Origin of the sequence: Alistipes onderdonkii (assembly GCF_025145285.1) — a bacterium.
GTDB lineage: Bacteria > Bacteroidota > Bacteroidia > Bacteroidales > Rikenellaceae > Alistipes > Alistipes onderdonkii.
Genome location: NZ_CP102251.1, coordinates 1,254,215 through 1,278,187, shown reverse-complemented (window position 1 = coordinate 1,278,187; position 23,973 = coordinate 1,254,215). Strand labels below are relative to the sequence as shown.

The 23,973-nt window shown below is 59.0% G+C and carries 15 protein-coding genes and 1 pseudogene; 4 read left to right on the top strand and 12 right to left on the bottom strand.

Annotation, left to right across the window (positions count from 1 at the left end; all coding sequences use genetic code 11):
• Position 1 precedes the first annotated feature (1 nt).
• From NQ559_RS05430 to NQ559_RS05410, 5 genes are read right to left on the bottom strand one after another with little or no spacing between them, the layout of a single operon-like run.
• A complete protein-coding gene (locus tag NQ559_RS05430; RefSeq protein ID WP_026318490.1) occupies positions 2-1,486 on the bottom strand; it encodes a RagB/SusD family nutrient uptake outer membrane protein in 1,485 nt (494 codons plus the stop codon).
• A 12-nt stretch (positions 1,487-1,498) separates the two neighbouring features.
• Positions 1,499-4,576, bottom strand: a complete 3,078-nt coding sequence (locus NQ559_RS05425) for a SusC/RagA family TonB-linked outer membrane protein (RefSeq protein WP_026318489.1) — start codon at positions 4,574-4,576, stop codon at positions 1,499-1,501.
• A 22-nt stretch (positions 4,577-4,598) separates the two neighbouring features.
• Positions 4,599-5,939, bottom strand: coding sequence for a trehalase family glycosidase (locus tag NQ559_RS05420; RefSeq protein ID WP_018696500.1), 1,341 nt, complete (start codon positions 5,937-5,939; stop codon positions 4,599-4,601).
• A gap of 19 nt (positions 5,940-5,958) precedes the next feature.
• On the bottom strand, positions 5,959-8,502 hold the full coding sequence (locus tag NQ559_RS05415; protein WP_018696499.1) for a beta-mannosidase: 2,544 nt from the start codon (positions 8,500-8,502) through the stop codon (positions 5,959-5,961).
• 29 nt (positions 8,503-8,531) lie between these two features.
• Positions 8,532-10,097 carry a SusE domain-containing protein gene (locus tag NQ559_RS05410; protein ID WP_018696498.1) on the bottom strand — a complete coding sequence of 522 codons (1,566 nt, stop codon included), beginning with the start codon at positions 10,095-10,097 and terminating at the stop codon, positions 8,532-8,534.
• Positions 10,098-10,472: 375 nt separating this feature from the next.
• Here NQ559_RS05410 and NQ559_RS16080 point away from each other — a divergent pair.
• The 4 genes and pseudogenes from NQ559_RS16080 (at position 10,473) to NQ559_RS05390 (ending at position 15,953) form a co-directional block, all read left to right on the top strand.
• Positions 10,473-12,479: pseudogene (locus tag NQ559_RS16080) on the top strand (retaining alpha-galactosidase).
• Between the two features lie 3 nt (positions 12,480-12,482).
• Positions 12,483-13,820: an MFS transporter gene (locus tag NQ559_RS05400; protein ID WP_026318487.1), complete on the top strand. Its 1,338-nt coding sequence runs from the start codon at positions 12,483-12,485 to the stop codon at positions 13,818-13,820.
• A 9-nt stretch (positions 13,821-13,829) separates the two neighbouring features.
• Positions 13,830-14,723: an AraC family transcriptional regulator gene (locus tag NQ559_RS05395; RefSeq protein WP_018696494.1), complete on the top strand. Its 894-nt coding sequence runs from the start codon at positions 13,830-13,832 to the stop codon at positions 14,721-14,723.
• 24 nt (positions 14,724-14,747) lie between these two features.
• A complete protein-coding gene (locus NQ559_RS05390) occupies positions 14,748-15,953 on the top strand; it encodes a glycoside hydrolase family 26 protein (protein ID WP_018696493.1) in 1,206 nt (401 codons plus the stop codon).
• A 66-nt stretch (positions 15,954-16,019) separates the two neighbouring features.
• On the opposite strand, the gene argH is transcribed toward NQ559_RS05390, so the two are convergent.
• The 7 genes from argH to argG form a co-directional block, all read right to left on the bottom strand.
• Positions 16,020-17,318 (bottom strand): argininosuccinate lyase, encoded by a 1,299-nt coding sequence (gene argH, locus NQ559_RS05385; RefSeq protein ID WP_018696492.1) that lies wholly within the window; start codon positions 17,316-17,318, stop codon positions 16,020-16,022.
• 144 nt (positions 17,319-17,462) lie between these two features.
• A complete protein-coding gene (locus tag NQ559_RS05380) occupies positions 17,463-18,524 on the bottom strand; it encodes a M20 family metallo-hydrolase (RefSeq protein ID WP_018696491.1) in 1,062 nt (353 codons plus the stop codon).
• Positions 18,525-18,584: 60 nt separating this feature from the next.
• On the bottom strand, positions 18,585-19,352 hold the full coding sequence (argB, locus tag NQ559_RS05375) for an acetylglutamate kinase (protein ID WP_018696490.1): 768 nt from the start codon (positions 19,350-19,352) through the stop codon (positions 18,585-18,587).
• On the bottom strand, positions 19,352-20,308 hold the full coding sequence (locus tag NQ559_RS05370) for a Rossmann-fold NAD(P)-binding domain-containing protein (protein ID WP_018696489.1): 957 nt from the start codon (positions 20,306-20,308) through the stop codon (positions 19,352-19,354). The genes argB and NQ559_RS05370 overlap by 1 nt, the downstream gene beginning before the upstream one ends.
• Before the next feature lie 146 nt (positions 20,309-20,454).
• Positions 20,455-21,585 (bottom strand): aspartate aminotransferase family protein, encoded by a 1,131-nt coding sequence (locus NQ559_RS05365; protein WP_018696488.1) that lies wholly within the window; start codon positions 21,583-21,585, stop codon positions 20,455-20,457.
• Positions 21,586-21,796: 211 nt separating this feature from the next.
• Entirely contained in the window at positions 21,797-22,759 is a 963-nt protein-coding gene (gene argC, locus NQ559_RS05360) for an N-acetyl-gamma-glutamyl-phosphate reductase (protein ID WP_018696487.1), read from the bottom strand.
• Positions 22,756-23,958, bottom strand: a complete 1,203-nt coding sequence (gene argG, locus NQ559_RS05355; RefSeq protein WP_018696486.1) for an argininosuccinate synthase — start codon at positions 23,956-23,958, stop codon at positions 22,756-22,758. Before argG ends, argC begins: the two co-directional genes overlap by 4 nt.
• Between the last annotated feature and the right edge of the window lie 15 nt (positions 23,959-23,973).

Here is a 23,973-nt window from a genome sequence, read left to right as displayed (position 1 = left end):
TCTATTTAACGTTCGGATTCAAATCGAGTTCGCGCTGCGGGATCGGGTAGAAGGCCGCCTGCTCTTCGGAGAGTTTCGTGGCCTCGGGAACCGTAGTGGTGACCGATGCCGTGCGGCGCAGGTCGTAGAGACGGTTGCCTTCGAACGCCAGTTCGAGGGTGCGCTCCTGAATCACGGCTTTGCGGAATTCGGAAAGACTCATCCCTTCCGGCAGATCCGGGATTCCGGCGCGCCGGCGGATTTCGTTGACCAGAGCCAGTCCTTCGTCGGGACCTGCCGCTTCGGCGAAGACGAGTGCGATATCCGAGTAGCGGATCAGGAAGGGACGGGCGCTGGTACGTTCGCCGATGAAGTCGGGATCGACGTATTTGGCCGAAAAGTAGCCGCGTACCGGGGAGGGGGTGACGAGTTTGCCGGTTTGGTCGTAAATGTCCTTGTGGATCAGTTCAGTGCGTCGTTTGTCCGTGGCAAGGAACGTCTTCTCGACGAAGTTGTCCTCGATCAGGAAAACGCCCCAGCCGTTGCCGTTGCCCTTCTGGAGGCTTCCGTCGCTGTAGCGAATGTAGATCGGCGCGGAGCCGTTGTTGGGCAGGAACTGGAGCGGGATTTTCGAATACATGCCTTCGTGCGTGCCGCTGCGGTCGATACCCATGATGAAGATGTGTTCCGGCCCGTCGGGTTTCGTAACGTCGTAGATGCTGCGCAGGTCGTTGTCGAAGTTGTACGTCTCCTTATAGTCGAATACCACCTTACGCGACCAGTAGGCGGCCTGCGTGTACATTTCGTCGGGATTGTGCGGCGCCGAGGCGTAACCGGGCGCTTCGCTTGCGATGCTCGATGCGAGCGTCAGGTAGACTTTCGAGAGCAGGGCCTGCGCACCGACCTTGTCGATGCGGCCGAACACCTTGTTTACTGTGAGCATCTTTTCAGCCGCAATCAGATCCTCCAGAATACGTTCGTAGATCTTGTCGATAGATGCGGCCATTTGGGGCGTAGTCTGGTCGAGCGATGCGATCGGTTCGGTGTAGAGCGGAACCCGGCCGTATGCCCGGACGAGGTTGAAATAGTTCCACGCCCTCAGAAACAGGGCCTCGCCGACCACGCGGTTTTTCACCGTCTCGTTCAGATTGCCTCCCGAAACGCGGTCGATGACCGTATTGGCGCGGTTGATGCCTATGTAGCAGTATTTGAAGTAGTACATCGTCAGTTCTGTTTCCGAATTGACGGTCCATTGTTGCAGCATGTGAATGTCGCCCGGCTCGTCCGATTTGGGATACATCGTTTCGGTCGGGATGTCGCCCAGATACCAGATTCCGCGGAGGTATTCGAGGTAGTTCAACGCATTGTAGGCGTACATAAGGCCCGATTCGGCATCCTCTTCCGTTTTGTAGAAGTTGTCGCTCGAATAGAAGCCGTAGGGGGTCTCGTCCAGAGAGCAGGCCGAAAGCATGCAAACCGCAGCGAGCGTGAATATGATCTTTTTCATGGCTTGTCTGAATTAGAAGTTAAGGTCGATTCCGACGGTGTATTTGCGGAGTTTAGGATATCCGCCCCAGTAAATGCCGTCGAGTCCCACTTCGGGGTCGTACCCGTCGAATTTGCTGAAGGTGTGTACGTTGTCTATGTTGGCGTAGATGCGCATGCCCTTGAGGATCCTGCGGTTGAAATGGAGATTGTAACCGAGGGTGATGTTCTGGATGCGCAGGAACGAGCCGTCCTGAAGGAAGTAGTCCGACAGCCAGTATTGCCGGGCGTTGTTCAGCCGCGGGAAATCGTTGGTCGGATTGTCCGGAGTCCACCGTTTGGCCTTGACGCGCGGGCTGAACGTATAGTTGTTGTACAGCACGTCGTTGCCGTAGACGCCGTAGAGGAATACGGAGAGGTCGAGGTTCTTCCAGCGCAGCGAGAGGTTCAGACTGGCCGTGAAATCGGGATTCGGGTCGCCGATAATGCACCGATCCTCGGGGGTGATGGCATAGTCGCCCGTCAGGTCTACGTATTTCAGCTCGCCGGGGCGGTCTTTCAGCCCGTCGGGGTCGATGAATCCGGGATCCTGTCCCTCCTGAATGATTCCGTCGACACGGTAGCCGTAGAATACGTTCATCGGGTGGCCCACCGCATAGATGCTGGCGTTCTGGTTGAACATGGAGACCGGCTGTCCGGTCACTTCGTAGTACATACCCGTCAGGTAATCCTGCGAGAGACCGCTCGAAATGGCATCGCCCAAGCTTACGACCTTGTTGCGGTTCATCGAGTAGATGAATGTGGCCGAGAAACTCCAGTCCCTAGTGTGGACGATGTCGCCTTCGAGGCTCACTTCGAAACCTTTATTCGTCACTTCGCCGTCGTTGACCCATATTTTGTCGTAGCTCGACGACAGGGGCAGGTATTTTTCACGCAGCAGGTCGGTGGTCTTTTTGTAATAGACGTCGGCGGTCAGCCGCAGGCGCCGGTCGAAGGCTGCGAAATCGACGCCGAAATCGAGCTGCGAGGTCGATTCCCATTTCAGATCCGGATTGGCGATGCCGCCCCATACCATGTACCGGTCGTTTGCGCCGGTGCGTCCTACCTCGTAGCCGGGACCAATCACGGTCGCCCACTCGCCGTTGTGCCAGAATTTTTCCATGCCGTAGCGGTCGAGGGTCTGATAGCTGCTGATACCTTGATTACCAGAGGCTCCGTAGCTCAACCGCAGCTTCAGTTCGCTCAGCCAGCGCGATTGTTTGAGCCACGGCTCGTTGTGCATTTTCCAACTGACAGCGCCCGAAGGGAAGTAGCCCCACTTGTTGTTTTTGCCGAATTTCGTCGAGCCGTCGGCGCGCATCGTGGCCGTCAGCAGGTATTTGTCCTTGAGCGAGTAGTTAATACGCCCGTAGAAGGAGAGCAGTTTGCTCAGGTAATACCCGTCGTTGTATATCTGGCGCAGGTTGGGGTTGCCGGCGTTCATGTTTTCGTTCTTGAGAACGTCGTTGACGAATCCACGGGCGGTCGTGTAGAGTCCGCGGCCCGTGTCCCAGTTGTAGGAATGGCCGGCCATGACAGTCAGAGAGTGATTCTCGTTGAACGTACGGCTGAACGTCAGGTAGGTTTCCGACATGAGGTTCTGGTTGAACGAATTGTTGATCTGGGCGATGCCGCCGTTGTCGTTGGCATCCTGCGAAGTATTACTGGCGCGGTACACGTCGCCGACCGAGGTCTGGTAGCGGTAGTCCAGCTGCGAGTGGATCGTCAGCCCCTTGACCAGTTCCCAGTCTACGGCCAGCGAGGTGACGAAGTCCCGGCCGGTGGTTTTGTTCAGCACGTTATCCAGAATGACCAGCGGATGGCCGAAGTCCTGCGCCCCGGCAAGATAGTAGTTGCCTTCCTTGTCGTAGACGGGCCAAAGGGGATTGCGGCCGTATTCGAGTCCGTTGCTGATGTTGCGGTTGGTGATGGAGAGGACGTTGTAGGAGGTCAGTTTCAGGTTCTTGTAGAGGTTGTAGGTGACACCGAGGTTGGCATTGATACGCTCGTAGGAATCTTTTTTGTACAATCCCTGATTGTTGTGGTAGTTGACGTTGAGGTTGATCGAGGCGCGGTCGTTGGCGCTGCTGATGGCTGCCGTCGTGCTGTTCAGGACGGGGGTTCTCAGGCAGAGGTCGCGCCAATTGGTATTGGCCCATTCGCCATTCTGTATTTCGAGCAGCGAGGGATAATAGATGCCGCCTATGGTCTGCCCGATGTAAATGGGGTTGAGTCCGGCGTTTACCTGCTCCTCGTTGGTGACCTGAGCCATGAGCATCGGGTCGTACCAGATGTCGAGCGGGTCGGAGAGCTGGCTGATGACCGTCTGGTGCTTGACCGAAATGTTGGTCTGTCCTTTCGCGGCCGACTTGGTCGTGACGAGGATCACGCCGTTGGCACCCCGCGATCCGTAGATTGCCGATGCCGAAGCGTCCTTCAGAATCTCGATCGATTCGATGTCCGAGACGTTGATCTGCGAGAGGTTGCCCGCATCGCCCATCGGGAAGCCGTTGACTACGACAAGCGGAGTGTTGGAACCTTCGAGCGAGCTGTTGCCGCGGATACGGACGATCGCTCCCGCACCCGGATCCTGCGAGGTATTCAGCACCTGAAGACCTGCGGCCCGGCCCTGAAGCAGGCCGTCGACCGAAGTGGAGGAGAGGTTGTCGAGCGCGCCCATTTTGACGGAAGCCACCGAACCGGTGAGGTCGCTTTTCTTTACGGCACCGTAGCCGACCACGACCACCTCGTCCACGAGTTTCGAATCGTCTTCGAGCGTGATCGGATAGAAGGTCGCCGTGGTGACGTCCTTTTCCGCCGTTTTGTAGCCGAGCATCGTAATTTGCAGGGTAGTCCCTTTTGCGGCGTTGAGTTCGAACGTTCCGTCGGCTTTGGCGGAGGTGCCGTTGGTCGTCCCTTTGACGATGACGCTGGCCCCCACAACGGGCTGCCCGGACGAATCCGTGATTTTTCCCCGGATGTTCTGGGGCTGGGCCCAGACCGTCCCGGTGGCCAGGAGTAGAATGGTTCCCAGCAGGAACCGGCCCAAGTTGGTTCGTAAGTTTGGTTTCATAGGGTTGTTATTTTGTTGGTTGTCAGTAGCTCATGTATTCTGTGGGCAGCGGGTCGGGCTGCATCTCCCCGGCCAGATAGTCATCCAGACAGATGAAGGTGCCGGCGGTCCAGCCCAGCATCGCGGGCATCTCGTATTCGTTGCTGACATCGGTAGTTCCCGTTTCCACGTTGTACTTTTCCCACAGGTTGCCTGTCGTTTTGAACGATTCGGTGACCGCTTTCATCCATTTGACGGCGATGCGTTCGGCCTCCTCGCCGTATCCGTAGCGTGCCAATCCCATTACCGTATAGAAGCAGACCGGGGGCCACGTGTTGGGATAAGACCACTGATAGGGATAGTCGTAGGGTTTGTCCTCGCAGGCGGCGATGCCGTAGGGGAATTCGAGCCGTAGGAGTACCTGCACGATGTGTCCGGCATATTCTCGGGGTACGGCACCTGAGTAGAGGAGCGCGAAGACTGCTCCCGAAAGCACGTCGGATCGTCGGCCGTTGACATAGTCGTAGTCGTAGAACTGTTTCGCTTCGGGGTCGTAGCAGTATTCGAGTATCCGTGCCCGGCGAAGCTCTGCTTTTGCGATCCATTCCCGCATCTCTTCCGTCCGGCCCAGCTCCTGCGCGAAACGGGCGAAGTTCACTTCGTACATGAACAGGTTGGCGTTAAGATCCAACGGACAGAAATCCGTGCACCGGCGGTCGTAGCGCGGGTTGAAGTCCCATCCGGATTCGGCTTCGGCGACGAAGTCGAGACCCAGTTTGTGCAGCCGTTCGGGGGTGTAACCTTTGTCGAAGAGATCGGTTCCGAGGCGTTTGCTGCCGGTGACCAGAAATTCGTCGACCAAAGCGTCCGATGCGGAACTTCCGTAGCGGTTCAGCCCGGTGGGTGTCAGGCGTTCCCGCATCCAGAATCCGTATTCGTCCTTCAGGGTTTCGTATGCGTCGGCAAGCCACTGCTTGTCGCCGGTCAATCGGTAGATACGATCGACCATCATGGAGAGATAGGGCGTCTGCGACCGCGCTTCGTAATAAGTTCGGCTGCCGTTGTAGACCTTGCCGAAACGGCGAACCATATGGAGCAGGTTGTCGGTATTACCTTTGGCCAGCTCGGGATGGCCGTCCCGGACGAGTCCTTCGTTGGTGAAGAAGGTATCCCAATAGTACATCTCACGGAACATTGCTCCGGCCGTGGGAACCGTGTAGGGATGAGGCAGGCCGATGAGGGTGGCGGTGTCGGTCGTGCAGTGCTGGACGGTCGTGTGCCAGTTGTTGCGGATAAACTCCCGCACGGCCGGCACATCGGGGTTCTGCGGACGGCAGCTGGCGAGGCCTGCGGCGACTGACATGACGATAAGTATCTTTTTCATGGGGATATGTTTTTCGGGGTTAATAGGTGTCGGCCAGCGACATCGATTTCAGGCGTCGCGCGAGTTCTTTGGCGTTCAGTTTCGATGCCACGCGGACGGTGCGTGTTTCGCCCGGCATGAGGTCGAAGAAGTTGTCGGAGAAGTGCACCGTTTCTCCTTCGACCGACAGGTAAACGCCCCGGGCGAAATTATCCGATCGGACGGTGACGTCGTATCCCGTGCCGATCCGGGCGATCTTGCAATGCAGGGTCGTTTTCGGATAATTCATCATTTTCTGCTGTACGAGGAAGTAGTTATTGCGGTATGTTTTCCCCGCAGCGGTAAATGTTGCCTGAATGACGACGTCCTCCGGAGCGGCTCCGTTCAACAGCGCCTGCGTGTCGATGGATGCGACTTTCGTGCTGGCGTTGGCCGGGATCGTGATTTCCTGTTCGAAATCTCCGGTTGGGCCACCCGTGAGACGCACCGTCCGGATGCACAAGGTGCCCTTTTCCGGGGAGAGCAGGTCGGAAACGGCGTAGATGTCGAGCCGTCCGCCGTCGAGAATCGGGGATATCAGTATGTCCGCGAATGCGTAGCGGGCGAAATAGTGCTGCGCCTTCCATACGCCGTACCAGTCGCGGCTCGACCACGAAGCTACCGGCCAGCAGTCGTTATGCTGCCAGTAGAGCGATCCCCAACAGTAGCCTTTGTCGCGCCGGTGCGCTTCGATCGCCGTTTTGATGGCGTCGCCCTGCAATATCTGGGAGGCGTAGAGGAACGATTCGAAATCGCGCGGTTCGTGGTATTCGTTCAGCAGGTAGCTTTTTATCAGGTTGTTGGCGTGTTCGCCGCCCCGCTGGTGGGACATCATGACTTCCGATGAGATATCTTGGTCTTCGGGCAGCGGTGCGTAGCGCTTCACCGTTTCGAAACACGGGAACGACTGGAAACCGTATTCGCTGAAGAAACGGCTGCGCTGGCGGTTGTACTCGGCGATGGGCTTTTTTGCGTGCCATACTTCCCAGTAGTGTCGGTCGCCCTCGTGGTCGTTGCTCATCGCTCCGTAGTCAGAGAAGGGCGAGGTAGGCTGGTAACCCATGCCGGGCGCATATTCGGCAACCACCTTGGCCAGCATGCGGTAATACTGCTCCTCGTACTGTTTCCAGATGATGCCGGAATATTTCGGATCGACTTTGTCGACGTCGTACTTCCAGCCGCTCAGCCACGAATCCTGATTCTCGTTGTTGCCGCACCAGTAGACCACGCAGGGGTGGTTGCGCAGACGCTTGACGTTGTCGATGGCTTCCATGCGCATGTTCTCCAGCAACGCCCCTTCGGCCGGGTAGACCGCACAGGCGTACATGAAATCCTGCCAGATCAGGATGCCCTGACGGTCGCAAAGCTCATAGAAATAGTCGTCTTCGTAGATGCCGCCGCCCCAGACCCGGAGCATGTTCATATTGACGTCGACCGCGTCCTGGATCGTGCGCTCGTAGGTTTCGGGAGTGATGCGGGGCAGGAAGCAGTCGCAGGGTATGTAGTTGGCGCCTTTGCAGAAGACGGGTTCGCCGTTGAGCAGGAACCGCAGGCTGCGTCCGTAGGCGTCGGGTTTCTTTTCGACGGTGACGGAGCGCAGTCCGACCTGTGTGCTGTGTTCGGCCAGCACGCGGCCGCCCTGCTCTACGGCGGTACGGAAAGTATAGAGGTCCGATTCGCCCATGCCACGGCACCACCATAGTTTGGGGTTGTCGATTGTGAACGGCACGCTGACCCGATTCATGCCGACGTGAAGTTGCACGCTGCGCGAACCGAGCACCCGTTTGCCGTCGGAGACGGTGATGACAGCGTTTTCGACGGGTGCCGCCGCTTCGATCTCCACCTGTGTCTCCACACGGGCGGTTTCCTGCGAGACTTCGTGCTGGTGATGGAATACGTCTTCCAGACGCAGGCTGTTCCAACCCTGCAGTTTTACCGGACGCCAGATGCCCGATGTAACCAGCCGCGGCCCCCAGTCCCAGCCGTAATGATAGCCCGCCTTCCGGGTGAAAGGGCTGAGCTTTTTCCCGGCAAGTCCCCCGTTGTCCGCCTGATCGTTCCAAGCCTCGTAACGGTAGGGGAGGGATTCGTACTGCGGCAGGGCCTTTTTGATCGGGGAGTGGAAATAGATGCGCAGCACGTTGCCACGCTCCTTGAGCAGGGGTTTGACTTCTGCGGCCCAGCGGCGGAACATGTTGTCCGCCGTCAGTATCTGCGTTTCGTTCAGGAAGACGTCGGCATAGGTGTCCAGACCGAGGAATTCCAGCCGGATGTGTTCGTAGCCGCGCGTCAGTGCGCCGGCGTCGAAGGAGACTTCATAGATCCAGTCTTCCTTGTCGATCCATTGCAGGGAACGTTCGTTGAGCCGGTAGTAGGGATCCTCGATCAGCCCGTTGTCCATCAGGTCGGTGTGTACTACGCCCGGTACTGTCGCTGGATGCCATTCGCTGTGGCCCGCCTGTCTGAACTTCCAGCCGGAGTGAAGCAGCATCGTGTCATTGCCGGCCAATCCGATTGTCGCCGATCCCGAAAAGAGTAATGCCATAATTGCCTTGAGAGTTTGTTTGTACATGACTAATTCTCTTTAGTGAGGGTAAGGGTCATCGTGTTCAGGTTCAGGTTGATGGTGTAGGTGCCCGACGTATACCCGAAGCGCGACGGATAGAACTGCGGGTCGCCCTTGGCATCGCTTGCGGCCTGATCTTCGATGCGGATCACCGTGCCGAACGGTGCGTCGGGGGTCTGTCCGTACCAAGGCCACCAGCCGTCGGACGAAGCGAATATCTTGAATCCCTTGTAATCGCCGTCGAAATTCATGGCGATACCCGTGGCTTCCCATTCGTTATCGCCCTTCTTGGGCAGGTACGTGCGGCTGTCCCAACCGCCCGGAGTGGCTTCGCCGGTCATCGAATAGGCGGTCGAGTAGTCGATGCTTTTCGAGGTGAGGGTCATCTTCATTGTGTTGAGGTTTACCTCGATGTCGTATACGCCCTTGCCGTAGCCGAGTTTGCCGGGGTATACCTGCGGCGCATCTGTATCGGTAACCAGCTGCAGCGAGATGTCATCGGCAGTCGCATCGTCGGTCATGGCGTAGTAGACGCTCCAATTGTCGCGTTCGGTGAACATCTTGAAGCCCACATCGCCGTTGTCGCCGAACGTCATGTCGATATTCTGACCGCGGTAGATTCCCTCCTCGGCTTTGGTGAGCTGTGTGCCGTCCCACGTCCAGCCCCATGTGAAGCAGTCGCCGAGCAGGTACAGCTGTTCGGGGAACGGCGTTTCGGGCAGGTCGCCCGTGCGGGTGAGGGTGAGCATCTTCGTGTTGAGGTTTACTTCAATGTCGTACATGCCGTTCTCGTAGCCGAATGATCCCGGCTGGAACTGCGCCTCTCCGCTTTTATATACGGCGATCTTTCCGAACGTCTCCGCCGAAAGATCCTGTGCGGCGAAACGGGGGTCGTCCGTGTCGTTGATATTGCGCGAGAAGTAGAACTTGAAGCCGTTGTTCAGACTCATGGGCTGCACGTGCAGTTCGACATCCGATGCCAGATACAGGCGGGAGCCTTCGCTGCTCTCGGGCAGTTCGAGACCTGCGTTCAGATCCCATTGCCACGGAGTGGCTGCGCCCACCATGATCAGCGAGGGCGGGAAGTTCGGATAGGTCGTCTTCGGCGTTATTTCGCAGCTCCTGATCTCCGACAGCTGTGCGTCGAACTCTTCGTCCGCGTTTTTCGCATATACGGCGAACCGCACCGGCACTTCGGTGCCGGCTTCAAGATCGAAGGTGTTGAGAAGCAGCTGATTCAGCTCGCCGTGTGTGAAGTCGTGCGTCAGGGCCGTGCCCTTGTCGATGATGACCGGATCGGAGAACATGTCGCGGTCGGTCAGGTTGACGTAAAGCGTGTAGGCGACCTCTGTTTGCTCGTCATCGGTCGCGGCGGTCCATTCGGCATGCAGGGCGAGCTGGTCGGAATGCTCCGGGTCAATTCGCACGGCGTCGGCCGAGAGGGTCAGTGCGGGGGCTGTCAGGGTTGCGGGTTCCGGTACAGGCTTTTCGGCCGGGTCATCGGAACTGCAGGCAACGGTTAAAAGGAGGGCGGCGGCGAGGCCTGCGGTCAGATAGTAGAGTTTTCTTCGCATATAGGTTGGTTTTTGATTGGATTGATCGGGTGTCGTATATGCCGAAAACAAAATTATTGTTTTGTCCGAGCCTGCAATAGAAAGGTTCGAAAAGCAAAAAAGTTTGATCGAATCGTATTAATTCGACGCTTTTTCCAGGCATGAAAAAGCCCTGAAAAGTGTGTTGTCTGAATCTTAAATATTATTAAAAATGATGAAATGGAATATGTATGGATTGATTTGCTGGTATTGTGTGATCTTTTTATTGTATTATTCGATTGAATTGTGTTGTAGCTCTTGGAAAATACTTTCCCGCGATGTAATTTTACATAAAACCATGTAGCCGAATATATAATAAGATGATAATCATGAATATAACCTAAAATCTATAGGCCTATGAGAAATTTCTCCCTGTTTTTTCTGCTTCTGGTTCTGCTACCGGGTGCCGTTTTGTGTCGGGATAAAACTTATACGATTCAATCACCCGATTGTTCGTTGACCGTCACGATCGGATGTGGTGATCGAATCGTATATTCCGTTCGATCGGATACAAATCAGATTTTGACACCTTCGCCCTTGGCTGTCAGGCTCGTTTCCGGTGAATGCTGGGGCGAACGGAGCCGGGTGGCCGGAGTGAGGCGCTACCGGATCGACGCGGTACACGATGCACCTATTTATAAAAAGCGGAAGGTAGAAGATCGCTGCAATGGGATCGAGATCGATTTCCGGGAGGGATTTTCGCTGGAGTTCCGGGCCTATGACGATGCGGTGGCCTACCGCTTCGTCGCGCGGCAATCCGGCGAAGTGCTCGTCGCGGGTGAAGAGGCCCGGTTCCGGTTCGCCCCGGGGGCCGTCGCATTCGTGCCCTATGTGCGCGACACCCCTTACAGACACGATGGCCTGGCTTTCGGCGAGCAGTTCATGCAATCGTTCGAGAATACCTATACCCGGACGCCGCTATGCGAAATGGACTCCGCCCGCTTGGCGTTCCTGCCGCTGCTCGTACAGACGGCCGGGGGAATGAACGTCTGCATTACGGAGGCCGACCTCGAGTCCTATCCGGGCATGTTCCTGCACCGAAGCGGTGCGGATGAACTCGAAGGTGTTTTCGCACCTTGTCCGCGGAAGGTCGTACCAGGCGGTTACGACCGCATGCAAGGAGTGGTCGAAGAATATGAGCCGTTCATAGCATCCGTCGCGCCGGGATGCCGGCTGCCTTGGCGGGCGCTCAGTATCGTGCGGTAGGATACCCGGCTGGCCGATAACGATCTGGTATGGAAACTCGCTTCTCCCTGCCGGCTCGACGATATTTCGTGGATCGAACCCGGCAAGGCCGCGTGGGAGTGGTGGAACGACTGGGGACTTTCCGGTGTGGACTTCGCGGCGGGAATCAACCAGCCCACCTATGAGCATTACATCGATTTCGCATCCCGCAACGGGCTGCGCTACCTCGTTCTGGATGACGGTTGGAGCCGAGATCACCATTCGCCGCTGGAGACCGCCCCCGGACTCGACCTGCCGGCATTGGTGAAGTACGGGGAAGAACGGGGTGTCGGACTGATCCTCTGGCTCGGTTACCTTCCCTTTGCCGAACATATGGAAGAGCTTTGCGAACACTATTCCGAAATGGGCATCAAGGGATTCAAAGTCGATTTCATGGACAGGGACGATCAGCAGATGGTTCGGTTCGTTTACGATGCCGCCTGTACGGCCGCACGGTATAAATTGCTGCTCGACCTGCACGGCATATTCAAGCCTGCGGGAATTCAGCGGACGTATCCCAACGTCATCAATTTCGAAGGCGTGCACGGGCTGGAACAAGTCAAATGGTCGCCCGTCGAGGTCGATCAGGTCACCTATGACGTGACGGTTCCCTTCATACGGATGATGGCCGGGCCGATGGATTACACGCAGGGCGCCATGCGCAATGCCGCGAAAGCGAATTTCCGGCCGGTGAATTCCGAGCCGATGAGTCAGGGAACCCGCTGCCGGCAGCTGGCGGAGTATGTCGTGTTCGATGCTCCGCTCGCGATGCTGTGCGATTCCCCGTCGGCTTACGAACGGGAGCCCGAATGCCTGCGCTTCATCTCCGGCGTGCCTACTGTCTGGGATGCGACGGAGGTGCTGTCCGGCGAGGTCGGCGACCATATCGTGACGATGCGCCGTTCCGGCGACGTGTGGTATGTCGGGGGACTTGCCGGCTGGGACGGACGTTCGATCCGGGTCGATCTCTCGTTGCTGCCCGAAGGGACGTATGCGGTGGAGCTGTTCCGCGACGGAGAGAATGCGGCGCGCATCGCCCGGGACTTTGTCCGGGAAGAGTTCCTGCTGGCTCCCGGTAAATCGTTCGATGTGAAGATGTTCCCCGGAGACGGTTTCGCTGCCCGGATAACCAAACGATAGCGTATGGCCATGCGTCTTGGGGAAAAGATTGGTTACGGACTCGGCGATACGGCGTCTTCGATGCTGTGGAAGCTCTTCAGCGTCTACCTGATGTTCTTCTATACGGACATCAGCGGCATCGACGCATGGGTGGTCGGCGTCCTGTTTTTAGTGACGCGGATCTGGGATTCACTGCTCGATCCCGTCGTCGGGCTTCTGTGTGACCGCACACACAGCCGTTGGGGAACCTTTCGGCCGTGGTTGCTGTGGGGTGCCCTGCCTTTCGGGGTATTGGGCATCCTGACTTTCTATATGCCGGAGTGGAGTTCCGGCGGAAAGGTGGTCTATGCGACCGTGACCTATTCGCTGATGATGATCGTCTATTCGTCGGTCAACGTGCCCTATGCCGCACTGCTCGGTGTCATGTCGGCAGATCCGCACGAACGCACGGTGCTCGCCGCGTTCAGGATGGCCTTTGCCGCCGCAGGCAGTATGGTGGTCGTGCTGGCAGTCGAAGCGCTGGTGAAGGCTTTCCGGCCGTGGGCGGGTTCATCGGGGAGCTGGACCGCGGCGGTCGCCGTCGTGGCCGTTGTGGCCGTCTTGCTGTTCTTTGTGACGTTCGCGACGACGCGGGAGCGGATCCGGCCCGTGCGGACGGAACGGCATCCGGTATTGGGCTCGCTGCGCGACCTGCTACACAACAAGCCGTGGCTGATCCTTGCCGGTGCTGCCGTATGCCTTCAGGTGTTCAATGCGTTCCGGGAGAGCGGTACGATCTATTTCTTCAAGTATTGCGTGGCTGGCGAAACTGTCGGGACGATGTCGTTCGCAGGGGTTGCCCTGACCGGATCGGCTCTGTTCCTCGCTGTGGGGCAGCTTTTCAATATTGCGGGCATCGTGCTGATTCCCTTCGCTGCGGATCGGTTCGGCCGCCGGCGGACGCTGGTATGCGCTTTGCTGCTCACGGCCGTTTTTAGTTTCGCCTTCTATTTCGTGCGTCAGGGAGGTTATTCCCTGCTGTTTCTGGCGCAGGCGCTCATCAGCCTGAGTGTCGGCGGGGTACTTCCGCTGCTCTGGGCCATGTCCGCCGATACGGCGGACTATGCCGAACAGCGTTCGGGCCGTCGGGATACGGGGCTGATATTCTCCTCCTATTCGATGGCGCAGAAGATGGGCTGGGCGGTCGGAAGCGCCGCTACGGCGTGGATACTGTCGCTGTCTGGATTCGAAGCGAATACCGTTCAGTCGCCGGCTGCGCTTACAGTTATTGGCTGTCTGCAAAGCATCTTCCCGGCTTTGGCCGCTCTGGGGACATGCGTCTTTATTCTGTTTTATCCGCTGGCCGATTCCCGGCCGAAATAAAGATTCGTTATGCCCAATCCTGACATATTGACCGAGATACCGCCTATTTCAGGGCAAGATTGCTTCGTCGTGTTCGACCGTTACAAACGCGAATTCTGCTTCCCCGTACATATCCACAAGGAGTACGAGCTGAACCTTGTGTGCGGGGCACGGGGGGCGACCCGCATCGTGGGCGACTCCGTCCGTGAAATATCCGACAAGGATCTGGTTCTGATCACGGGTTCCTACCTTGAGCACGCATGGCTGAACGGCAATTTTTCGAGGAATGCCGATATCCATGAAATTTGCGTGCAGTTTTCTCCCAATCTGTTCGAATCGGGGTTTATCGACAGGAAACAATTCTATCCGATCAAGAAGATGTTCGAGTATGCACGCCGCGGTATCGCATTCTCCGAAGAGACGGTCTCCCGTGTCGAGCCGATCATAGAAAACCTGATACGCAGCGGAGACCGGTTCGATTCGGTGCTTAACTTCCTGATGCTTCTCAACTGTCTGGCACGGGAGAGCGATTACCATATCCTCGCCCAGCGTTCCGTGTCGATAGAGAACAACGTCAACTATGACATGCCGCGCATCCAGAAGGTGATGCAGTACCTGAACGATAATTTCCACCGGGATATATCCGTTGCGGAGGTCAAGGCCCTCGTGAACATGAGCGAACCAACGTTCAGGCGTTTCATCAAACGGCACTCCGGAAAGAGCTTCGTGAATCTGCTCAACGATATCCGGTTGGGAGCGGCTTCGCGCATGCTGATCGAAAACCCGACCAAAAACATTTCGGAGATCGCCTACAAATGCGGATTCAATAACCTTTCGAACTTCAACCGGATATTCAAGAAGGGAAAGGGTTTGACTCCCAGTGTGTTCAAGACGTTCTACACCCAGAAGAAAATATCCGTATAAATTCAACCTAAAACTCAAAACGACATGAAAAAGAATTTGCTGTTCTCTGCGTGCGCCTGCATGGCTGTTGTCCTCAGTCTCGGATGTTCCGAGGTGAACGGTGTGCCGAGCCGCGCTCCTTCGGGATATCCCGAAGGGCCTAAGACCATGGTCGATGCCGGTGCCACGGCCATTACCAGGACTCTTTACGAAAATCTGTTCGTGCTGGCCGAGCGGGGAACGATGTTCGGTCATCAGATACCGACCCTGTACGGTCTGGATAACAACAGGAAGTGGTGGGCCGGTGACGACACCGACCTTTCCGACACGAAATACCTGACGGGAAGCCATCCGGCAGTCTGCGGCTGGGAACTTTCCAACATCGAGCTGGACATGGAGACCAATATCGACGGCGAGCTGTTCACCGAAGTACGCAAGCACATCATCGCGGCTTTCGGACGCGGAGCCGTCAATACGATTTCGTGGCATTGTGCCAATCCCGTCTCGGGCGGAAACTCATGGGATGGGACGCGTGCTGTCTATTCGATCATCCCGGGCGGCGAGAACCATGAAAAGTTCAAAGGCTGGCTCGACAAGGTCGCCGATTTCATGCTGAGCCTGAAATCGCCCGAAGGCGAACCCATTCCGCTGATCTTCCGTCCGTGGCATGAGCATACCGGCTCGGGTTTCTGGTGGGGCAAGGGAAATGCGACGGCGCAGGAGTTCATCGCCCTGTGGCAGTTTACGATTTCGTACCTGCGGGATGAAAAGGGGCTGCATAATCTGATTTGGGCCTATTCGCCCGATATGATCCATCTCAATTCGCGCGACGCTTATCTCGAATACTGGCCCGGTGACGAATGGGTCGATATTCTGGGACTCGATGCTTACGACCGCAACGGTGCGGATTACGACCATAAGGGATTGCAGATGATCCGCCTGATGAAGAATATCGCCTATACGAAGAACAAGCCGTTGGCGCTGACCGAAACGGGACTTGAGAACAACAACCCCGAGGATTCGGACTACTACAATAAGAAATGGTGGACGTCGATGCTCTACAAGATTATCGAGAATGAGCCTGTTTCGTTTGTGCTGTTGTGGCGCAACGGCGATTTCCCTGCAAACGGCGGCCACTATTTCAGCGCTTTCCGCGGATGCTATTCCGAAAAGGATTTTCTGGATTTTTCCCGAAAGGATAAGGTTCTTTTCGAGGACGACCTGCCGGATATGTATAAGCCTCTTGAGTAGCGGATCGGTGAATGAAAAAAGGATGCCTTTCGGGCATCCTTTTTTCGGTATGGCAGGGCAGTCCGGTTATTCGAATTCGGACATCACGCGCTCCATCTTCCGGCGGATTTGGGCGGTGCAGAGGTTGCCGATGCTGCCTTCGTGGGTGTGGTGAACCTCGCGCGTCGGACGGTACCGGCCGTGTTGTACGGCCATGCCCACCTGCTTGTAGGCTTCGCGGAACGGGACGCCTGCGAGTACGAGGCGGTTGACGTCCTCGACCGTGAAGAGGTAGTCGTATTTCCGCTCGTTGAGGATGTCGGTGTTGACCTTCAGGTGCGCGAGCATGAAGTCGCACATCGAGAGGGTGCGTTTGATTTCGGTCGTCGCCGGGAACAGGATGTCCTTGAGCAACTGCATGTCGCGGTGGTAGCCGACGGGAAGGTTCGCCGTGAGCAGGGCGATCTCGTTCGGTACGGATTGCAGGCGGTTGCAGCGTCCGCGCATGATCTCGAAGACGTCGGGGTTCTTCTTGTGGGGCATGATGCTCGACCCCGTGGTGAGGTTGTCGGGCAGCGATACGAAGCCGAAGTTCTGGCTCATGAACAGGCAGACGTCCATCGCCATGCGGCCGATGGTCGCAGCGACGGCCGCGATGGCGTTGGCGGCGGTGCGTTCGCTTTTGCCGCGGCTCATCTGTGCCGCCACGACGTTGTAGTGTAGCGCTTCGAAACCCAGCAGGCGCGTGGTCATCTCACGGTCGAGCGGGAACGACGAGCCGTACCCGGCGGCCGAGCCGAGGGGGTTCTGGTTGGCGATGTGCCATGCCGCGGCGAAGAGCCGCATGTCGTCCACCAGCGTTTCGGCATAGGCGCCGAACCACAGGCCGAACGACGAAGGCATGGCGATCTGAAGGTGGGTGTATCCCGGCATCAGTATCTCCTTGTACTGTTCGCTGAGCGTTTGCAGGCGGTCGAAGACCGTTTTTACGGCTTCGGCGGTCTGGCGCAGTTCGTCGCGCAGGAACAGTTTGAGGTCGACCAGCACCTGGTCGTTGCGCGAGCGGCCCGAGTGGATTTTCTTGCCGGCATCGCCCAGGCGGCGGGTGAGCATCAGCTCCACCTGCGAGTGGACATCCTCGGTGCCGGGTTCGATTTCGAAGCGCCCGGCCTCGATCTCGGCGGCGATCTCTTTCAGTCCCGCCGTCAGCTTTTCCAGTTCGCCGGCCGTCAGCAGCCCGATCGTTTCGAGCATGGCGATATGCGCCAGCGAGCCCTGGACGTCGTAGCGCGCAAGCCGCATGTCCAGTTCGCGGTCGTTGCCGACGGTATATTCCTCGATCATCTTGTCGGGCTCGAAGCCCTTGTCCCAAAGTTTCGTTGCCATATTGTGTATATTCGTTTCTCTCTTTGTTCCGGCTCCCTATTGCCGTCGGCCGTCGGCTTGCGGCGGTGCGCCGCGTTTGCCGGGCTGCCATCTGCCTCGGAGGGGGTTCTTTCGCAGCGGGGTTGCAGCCTCCTGCCGCGGGCATCAGAGGATTTCAGCCAGTTGTTTTATGAATTTTTCGTAAATTCCGATGCCCTCTTCGATCTCCGAAAGCAACACGAATTCGTCGGCCGTATGCGAGCGCGAGGATTGCCCCGGCCCCATCTTGAGCGACGGGAAAGGCATCAGCGCCATGTCCGACGTGGTGGGCGATACGTAGCTTTCGCGCCCCGTGGCGGCGGTCGCCCGTGCGAGCGGATGGGCGGCGTTGAGCGCCGAGGCACGGATGCGTGTCGAGCGGGGCGTCACCTCGCTGCGCAGTGCCCGACGCAGGATTTCGACCGTTTCCTCGTTGGTGTAGGCATCCGTGGTGCGGACGTCGGCCACGAAACGGCAGGTGTCGGGAACGACGTTATGCTGCGTGCCGGCCGCGATCTGCGTCACGGCGATGCCGATGGGGCCCAGCAGGTCGGAGCGGCGGTCGAAGCGGAAGTCGCGCAGGCGGGCGATGTCGTCGAGTGCGATATAGAGCGCGTTGACGCCCTCGTTGCGGGCCGCATGGCCGCTTTTGCCGCGGGCTTCGCAGTCGAGGACGACCAGCCCCCGTTCGCCGACGGCGGCCTGCATCCCCGTGGGCTCGCCCACGATTGCCATGTCGATCCGTCCCAGCTGCGGCAGCAGGGTGCGCATACCGTGCTCGCCCATGCACTCCTCTTCGGCCGAAAGCGCCAGCAGGAGGTTGAACGGCAGGGGGCGTGTGCGCTGCGTCAGGAAAGTCTGCGTGAGGCTCACCGCCGAAGCCCCGGCGTCGTTGCTCCCCAGGCCGTAGAGGCGGTCGCCTTCGACGGTCGGGGCATACGGGTCGCGGGTGTAGCTGGCTGCGGGGCGTACCGTGTCGTGGTGGGAGTTCAGGAGCAGCGTCGGGCGCGCCGGGTCGAAGCCTGCGGAGCGGGCGAAGACGTTGTTGTGCAGTCTTTCGGGTACCGCGCCGTGTTCCGCCAGGTAGGCGAAGATGAGGTCGGCCGTGCGGCTTTCGTCGCGCGACGGGGAGGGCGTTGCGATCAGCGTCCTGAGCAGGTCGATGGCTTCCTTGGTTTTTGCATCCATGTCGTTTGTGAGCTGGCTGTCCGTTTCCCTGTGGCCGTGCGGCCACAAGGATCGGGCGTATTACCTGATTACCGTTCCGGTGTCGTTCAGCAGGTTCTCCGAGTGTTTGATCGTGACGCTCCGCACGCCGTTGGCAACGGCTTTCAGTGCGTTCTCGACCTTGGGGATCATCCCTTTGCTGACGATGCCGCCGGCTTTGAGCGCGGCGTACGACTCGGCCGTGATTTCGCGGATGAGCGTCGTCTCGTCGTCCGGGTCGTGCAGCACGCCGTTTTTTTCGAAGCAGAAGACCAGCTCCGTGGGGGCGATCCGGGCGGCGCCGAGTGCCACGGACGAAGCCACGCTGTCGGCGTTGCAGTTGAGCAGCGTGCCCTGCCCGTCGTGCATGATGGCGCAGAATACGGGCGTGACGCCTGCCCCGAGAAGTTCCCCGAGCAGCGTGTGGTTGACACTTTCGATGTCGCCCACGAAGCCGTAGTCGATCGGTTCGGGTGCGCGGCGGCGCGCCATGACGGCGTTGCCGTCGGCGCCCGACAGCCCGAGTGCATTGCATCCGGCCGCCTGGAGCCCGGCGACGAGCTGTTTGTTGACCAGCCCGGCGTAGACCATCGTCACGATGTCGAGCGTGCCCTTGTCGGTGATGCGGCGCCCGTCGACCATCTGCACCTGCAGTTCGAGTTTCTGGGCGAGGCGCGTGGCGAGCTTGCCGCCTCCGTGGACGAGGATCTTCGCCCCGGGCAGCGAGGCGAAGTCCGCGAGGAAGCCTCGCAGGGCCGCGGGGTCGTCGATGACGTTGCCCCCGATCTTTACTACCGTGATTTTTTCCATCACTTCAACCCCTCCAGCAACCTTTTGAGTACTACCTGTGCCGAGATCTCGCGGTTGGCGGCCTCGGGGATCACCAGCGAGCGCGGCGATTCGATCACTTCGTCCGTGACGATCATGTTGCGCCGCACGGGCAGGCAGTGCATGAAATAGGCGTCGTGGGTGAGCGCCATCTTTTCGGCGTCCACCGTCCAGCTCCGGTCGCGGCTGAGCACCTTCCCGTAATCGGGGTCGGCATAGGCCGCCCAGTTCTTGGCATAGACGAAATCCGCCCCTTCGAGCGCTTTGCGCTGGTCGTATTCGACGCGGGCGTTGCCGACGAACTGCGGGGCGAGCTCGTAGCCTTCGGGATGGGTGATGACGAAGTCGTAGCCGGCGGCGTTCATCCACTCGGCGAATGAGTTGGGCACGGCCTGCGGCAGGGCGTTGGGGTGCGGTGCCCAGGTCATCACGACCTTCGGGCGCTCCGTGGTCTTGTACTCCTCGATGGTAATCAGGTCGGCGAAGCTTTGCAGCGGGTGCCGCGTGGCGGCCTCCATCGAGAATACGGGGCGCCCCGAGTAGCGGATGAACTGTTCCAGTACGCGTTCCTCGTAGTCTTCGGCCTTGTCGTGGAAGCGGGCGAACGACCGTACGCCGATCACGTCGCAGTACGATCCCATGACGGGGATGGCTTCGAGCAGGTGTTCGGCCTTGTCGCCGTCCATCACCACGCCGCGCTCGGTTTCGAGCCTCCAGGCGCCCTGGTTGACGTCCAATACCATGACGTTCATGCCGAGGTTCATCGCCGCCTTCTGCGTCGAGAGCCGCGTGCGGAGGCTCGAATTGAAGAACAGCATCAGCAGGGTTTTGTTGCGGCCGAGCCCCGTGAATTGGAACCGGTCGCGTTTGATCTCCATGGCTTCGGCGACGGCTGTCGGCAGGTCGCCGATGTCTGCTACGCAGGTAAATTTATGCATGTCGTTTTTGTTTTGGCTTTAGTTTGTTTTATCCGTCGTGTTGCTTGCGGGGGCTTTCGTCCGCGGCGGAACACCGCGTGTACGAGTCTGCCCTCCGCTGAATCCCCTCCGCTAAGGGGTCTTGCCGCGATGGGGAGCGGGATTACTCATTTCCCGCGGAGCGTCGCATCGAATGCGTCGAGGAACCGGTCTGCATGTTCGCGCGTGAGGCACAGTGCCGGCAGCAGCCGCACGGTCGAGGCGCCTGCCCCGCCCGTGAAGACATGTTTCCCGAAAAGCAGCCGCTTGCGGAACTCCGCGCCGGAACCGTCGATTTCGATGCCGATCATCAGTCCGCGGCCGCGGACTTCTTTCAGCCCGCCGGTCTTATGCAGTTCCCCGAGCAGGTATTCGCCGACCGTGGCGGCGTTCTCGACGAGCCCGTCGCGCTCCATCACGTCGAGTACGGCGATGGCCGCCGCGCAGGCGAGGTGGTTGCCGCCGAAGGTCGTGCCCAGCAGCCCGGGGCGCGCCTCGAAATGGGGCGCGATCAGCACGCCGCCGATCGGGAAGCCGTTGCCCATGCCTTTGGCCGTGGTGATCAGATCGGGGCGGATGCCGGCTGCCTGGTGGGCGAAGAAGTGTCCCGTGCGTCCGTAGCCCGACTGTATCTCGTCGAGGATAAGCTGCGTGCCGGTTTCGGTCGCCGCCTTGCGCAGTCCGCGCAGGAAATCGTCCGTGGGACAGTGGATGCCGGCCACGCCCTGGATGCCTTCGATGATGACGGCTGCGAACTCGCCCATGGCGAGTTTCGCGCGCGCGGCAGCGAGGTCGTTCAGCGGTACGAATTCCACGTTGGCCGTGCGGTTGAAGGGGGCGCAGATCGCGGGGTTGTCCGTTGCGGCGACGGCGCCTGCGGTACGGCCGTGGAATGCCTTGGAAAAGGCCAGCACCTTCGTGCGGCCGGTGTGGAACGAGGCCAGTTTCAGGGCGTTCTCGTTCGCCTCCGCTCCCGAGTTGCAGAGGAAGAGGCTGTAATCGTCATAGCCCGATGCGCGGCCCAGCTTTTCGGCCAGCGTGGTCTGGAGCGAGTTTTCGACCGAGTTGGAATAGAACCCCAGCCGTGCGGCCTGCTCGGAGATTGCCCGTACGTAGTCGGGCTGGGCATGGCCGATCGAGATGACGGCATGTCCGCCGTAGAGGTCGAGGTATTCGGTGCCTGCCGCGTCGTAGACCAGGCAGCCCTTGCCCCGGACGGGCTCTACGGGATATAAGGAATATACGTTGAATAGTGTCATTGTGTAAAGTTTTTATCCGCATGTCGTTCTCTGCGGGGCGGCAGGAAGGCTGCGCTAAAACGGGCGCCTTCGCGGGCTTGCGGGCAAACCGCCCCCCCCCGCTTTTTTTGACGCCCGGCCTTTATCCCGCCGGGTTCCCTCCTCGAACGGCAACGCGGAATTGCCTGTCGTTTTTTGCCGCAAAAAGGCGGCTTTGGGTGCAAGGCGCTTTTTAAAAGGCGCTTGCCTTCAGTCGCAACCCTGCGGTTTCGTCGAGCCCGAACATCAGGTTCATGTTCTGCACGGCCTGTCCCGAAGCGCCTTTGAGCAGGTTGTCGATCACCGAGACGATGTGCAGCTTGTCGCCGTATTTCGACACGCCCACGAGCGCCTTGTTGGTGTTGACGACCTGTTTGAGGTCGATGTTGCGCGTCGTGGCGTGCGTGAAGGCTGCCGCGGCGTAATAGTCGGCGTAGAGTTTGCGCGCAGCCTCTTCATCGAGCGGACAGGCGGTGTAGACGCTTGCCAGGATGCCCCGCGTGAAATCGCCGCGCATTGGCACGAAGTTCACCGCCTGGTCGAACGAGGGTTCCAGCTGCCGCAGGTTGCGTCCGATTTCCACGAGGTGCTGGTGCGTGAAGGCTTTGTAGACCGAGATGTTGTCCGAACGCCAGCTGAAATGGGTCGTGGCCGAGGGCTTCACCCCCGCGCCCGTCGAGCCGGTCACGGCCGTCACATGCACCTCGTCCGTCAATAGTCCCGCCGCTGCGAGCGGGAGCAGTGCCAGCTGGATCGCCGTGGCGAAGCAGCCCGGGTTGGCGACGCGCTGTGCCGTGCGGATACGGTCGCGGTTCAGCTCGGGGAGCCCGTAGACGAACCCGTCGCTCTCGTCGCGGAAATCCTGCGCGAGGTCGATGACCTTCACGCCTGCGGGTACTGTGTTCGCCTCCATCCATTTGCGGCTCTCGCCGTGTGCCGAACAGAGGAACAGCACGTCGATGGCCCGGAGGTCGTATGCGTCGCTCAGACGCATTTCGGTGTCGCCCTCCAGTCCCCCGTGTACGTCGGCCAGGCGGTTGCCCGCGTTGCTCGTGCTGTGGACGAAGACGATTCGGGCCTGCGGGTGGGCGAGCAGCAGGCGGATCAGTTCGCCGGCGGTATACCCGGCGCCTCCGATGATGCCGATCCGGATCATTTCTTGTTGCGTTTCTGGACGTTGTGGTAAATCTTGATCTGGTTGCCGAGGATCTTCGTGAAGCCCTTCACGTCGTCGGCCGTCCAGGCCTTGTTGACCTCGCCGTATTCGCCGAAGTCGGTCTTCATCAGGTCAAAGGTCGAATCGACGCCCACGAGCGTGTAGCTGTACGGACGCAGGATCAGCTCGACCGTACCCGTGACGTTGCGCTGCGAGGAGGCGAGCATCGCTTCGATGTCGCGCATCACCGGTTCGAGGTATTGCGCCTCGTGCAGGAACATGCCGTACCAGTTGGCGACCTGCTCTTTCCAGTAGATCTGCCATTTGGTCTGGGTGTGTTTCTCAAGCATCCTGTGTGCGGCGATGATGAGCATCGGGGCGGCGGCCTCGAAGCCTACGCGGCCCTTGATGCCGATGATCGTGTCGCCGATGTGCATGTCGCGGCCGATGCCGAATTTCGAACCGATGGCCTCGACGGCGCGGATGGCCTCGACCTTGTCGGCGTAGGGCTTGCCGTTCACGGCGGCGATCTCACCCTCGTGGAAGGTGATCTTCAGGCGCTCCTCGGCGTGGGCCGTAACCTGGCTCGGGTAGGCCTGCTCGGGCAGCGTCTGCTCCGAGCGGAGCGTCTCCTTGCCGCCGATCGACGTGCCCCAGAGCCCCTTGTTGATCGAGTATTCCATCTTCTTGAAGTCGGCCTCGAAGCCGTGCTCGCGGAGGTAGTTGATCTCGTATTCGCGCGTCAGGGTCATGTCGCGCGTCGGGGTGATGATCTCGATTTCGGGAGCGAGCACCTGGAACGTCAGGTCGAAGCGCACCTGGTCGTTGCCGGCGCCCGTCGAGCCGTGGGCCACGCAGTCGGCGCCGATCGACTTGGCGTATTCGATGATGGCGATGGCCTGGAAAATACGCTCCGAGCTGACCGAAATGGGGTAGGTGCCGTTGCGCAGGATGTCGCCGTAGATCATGTATTTGATGCTCTTTTCGTAGTATTCCTGCTCGATGTCGAGCGTGGCGTGCTTCACGGCGCCCAGCGCCAGGGCGCGTTTTTCGATGTTCGCAAGCTCCTCCTTCGAGAAGCCGCCCGTGTTGGCGATGGCCGTATAGACATCGTACCCTTTATCCTCGGAGAGGTATTTCACGCAGAACGAGGTGTCGAGACCTCCGCTGAATGCCAGAACTACTTTTTGCTTTCCCATTTTCTTATATCGTTT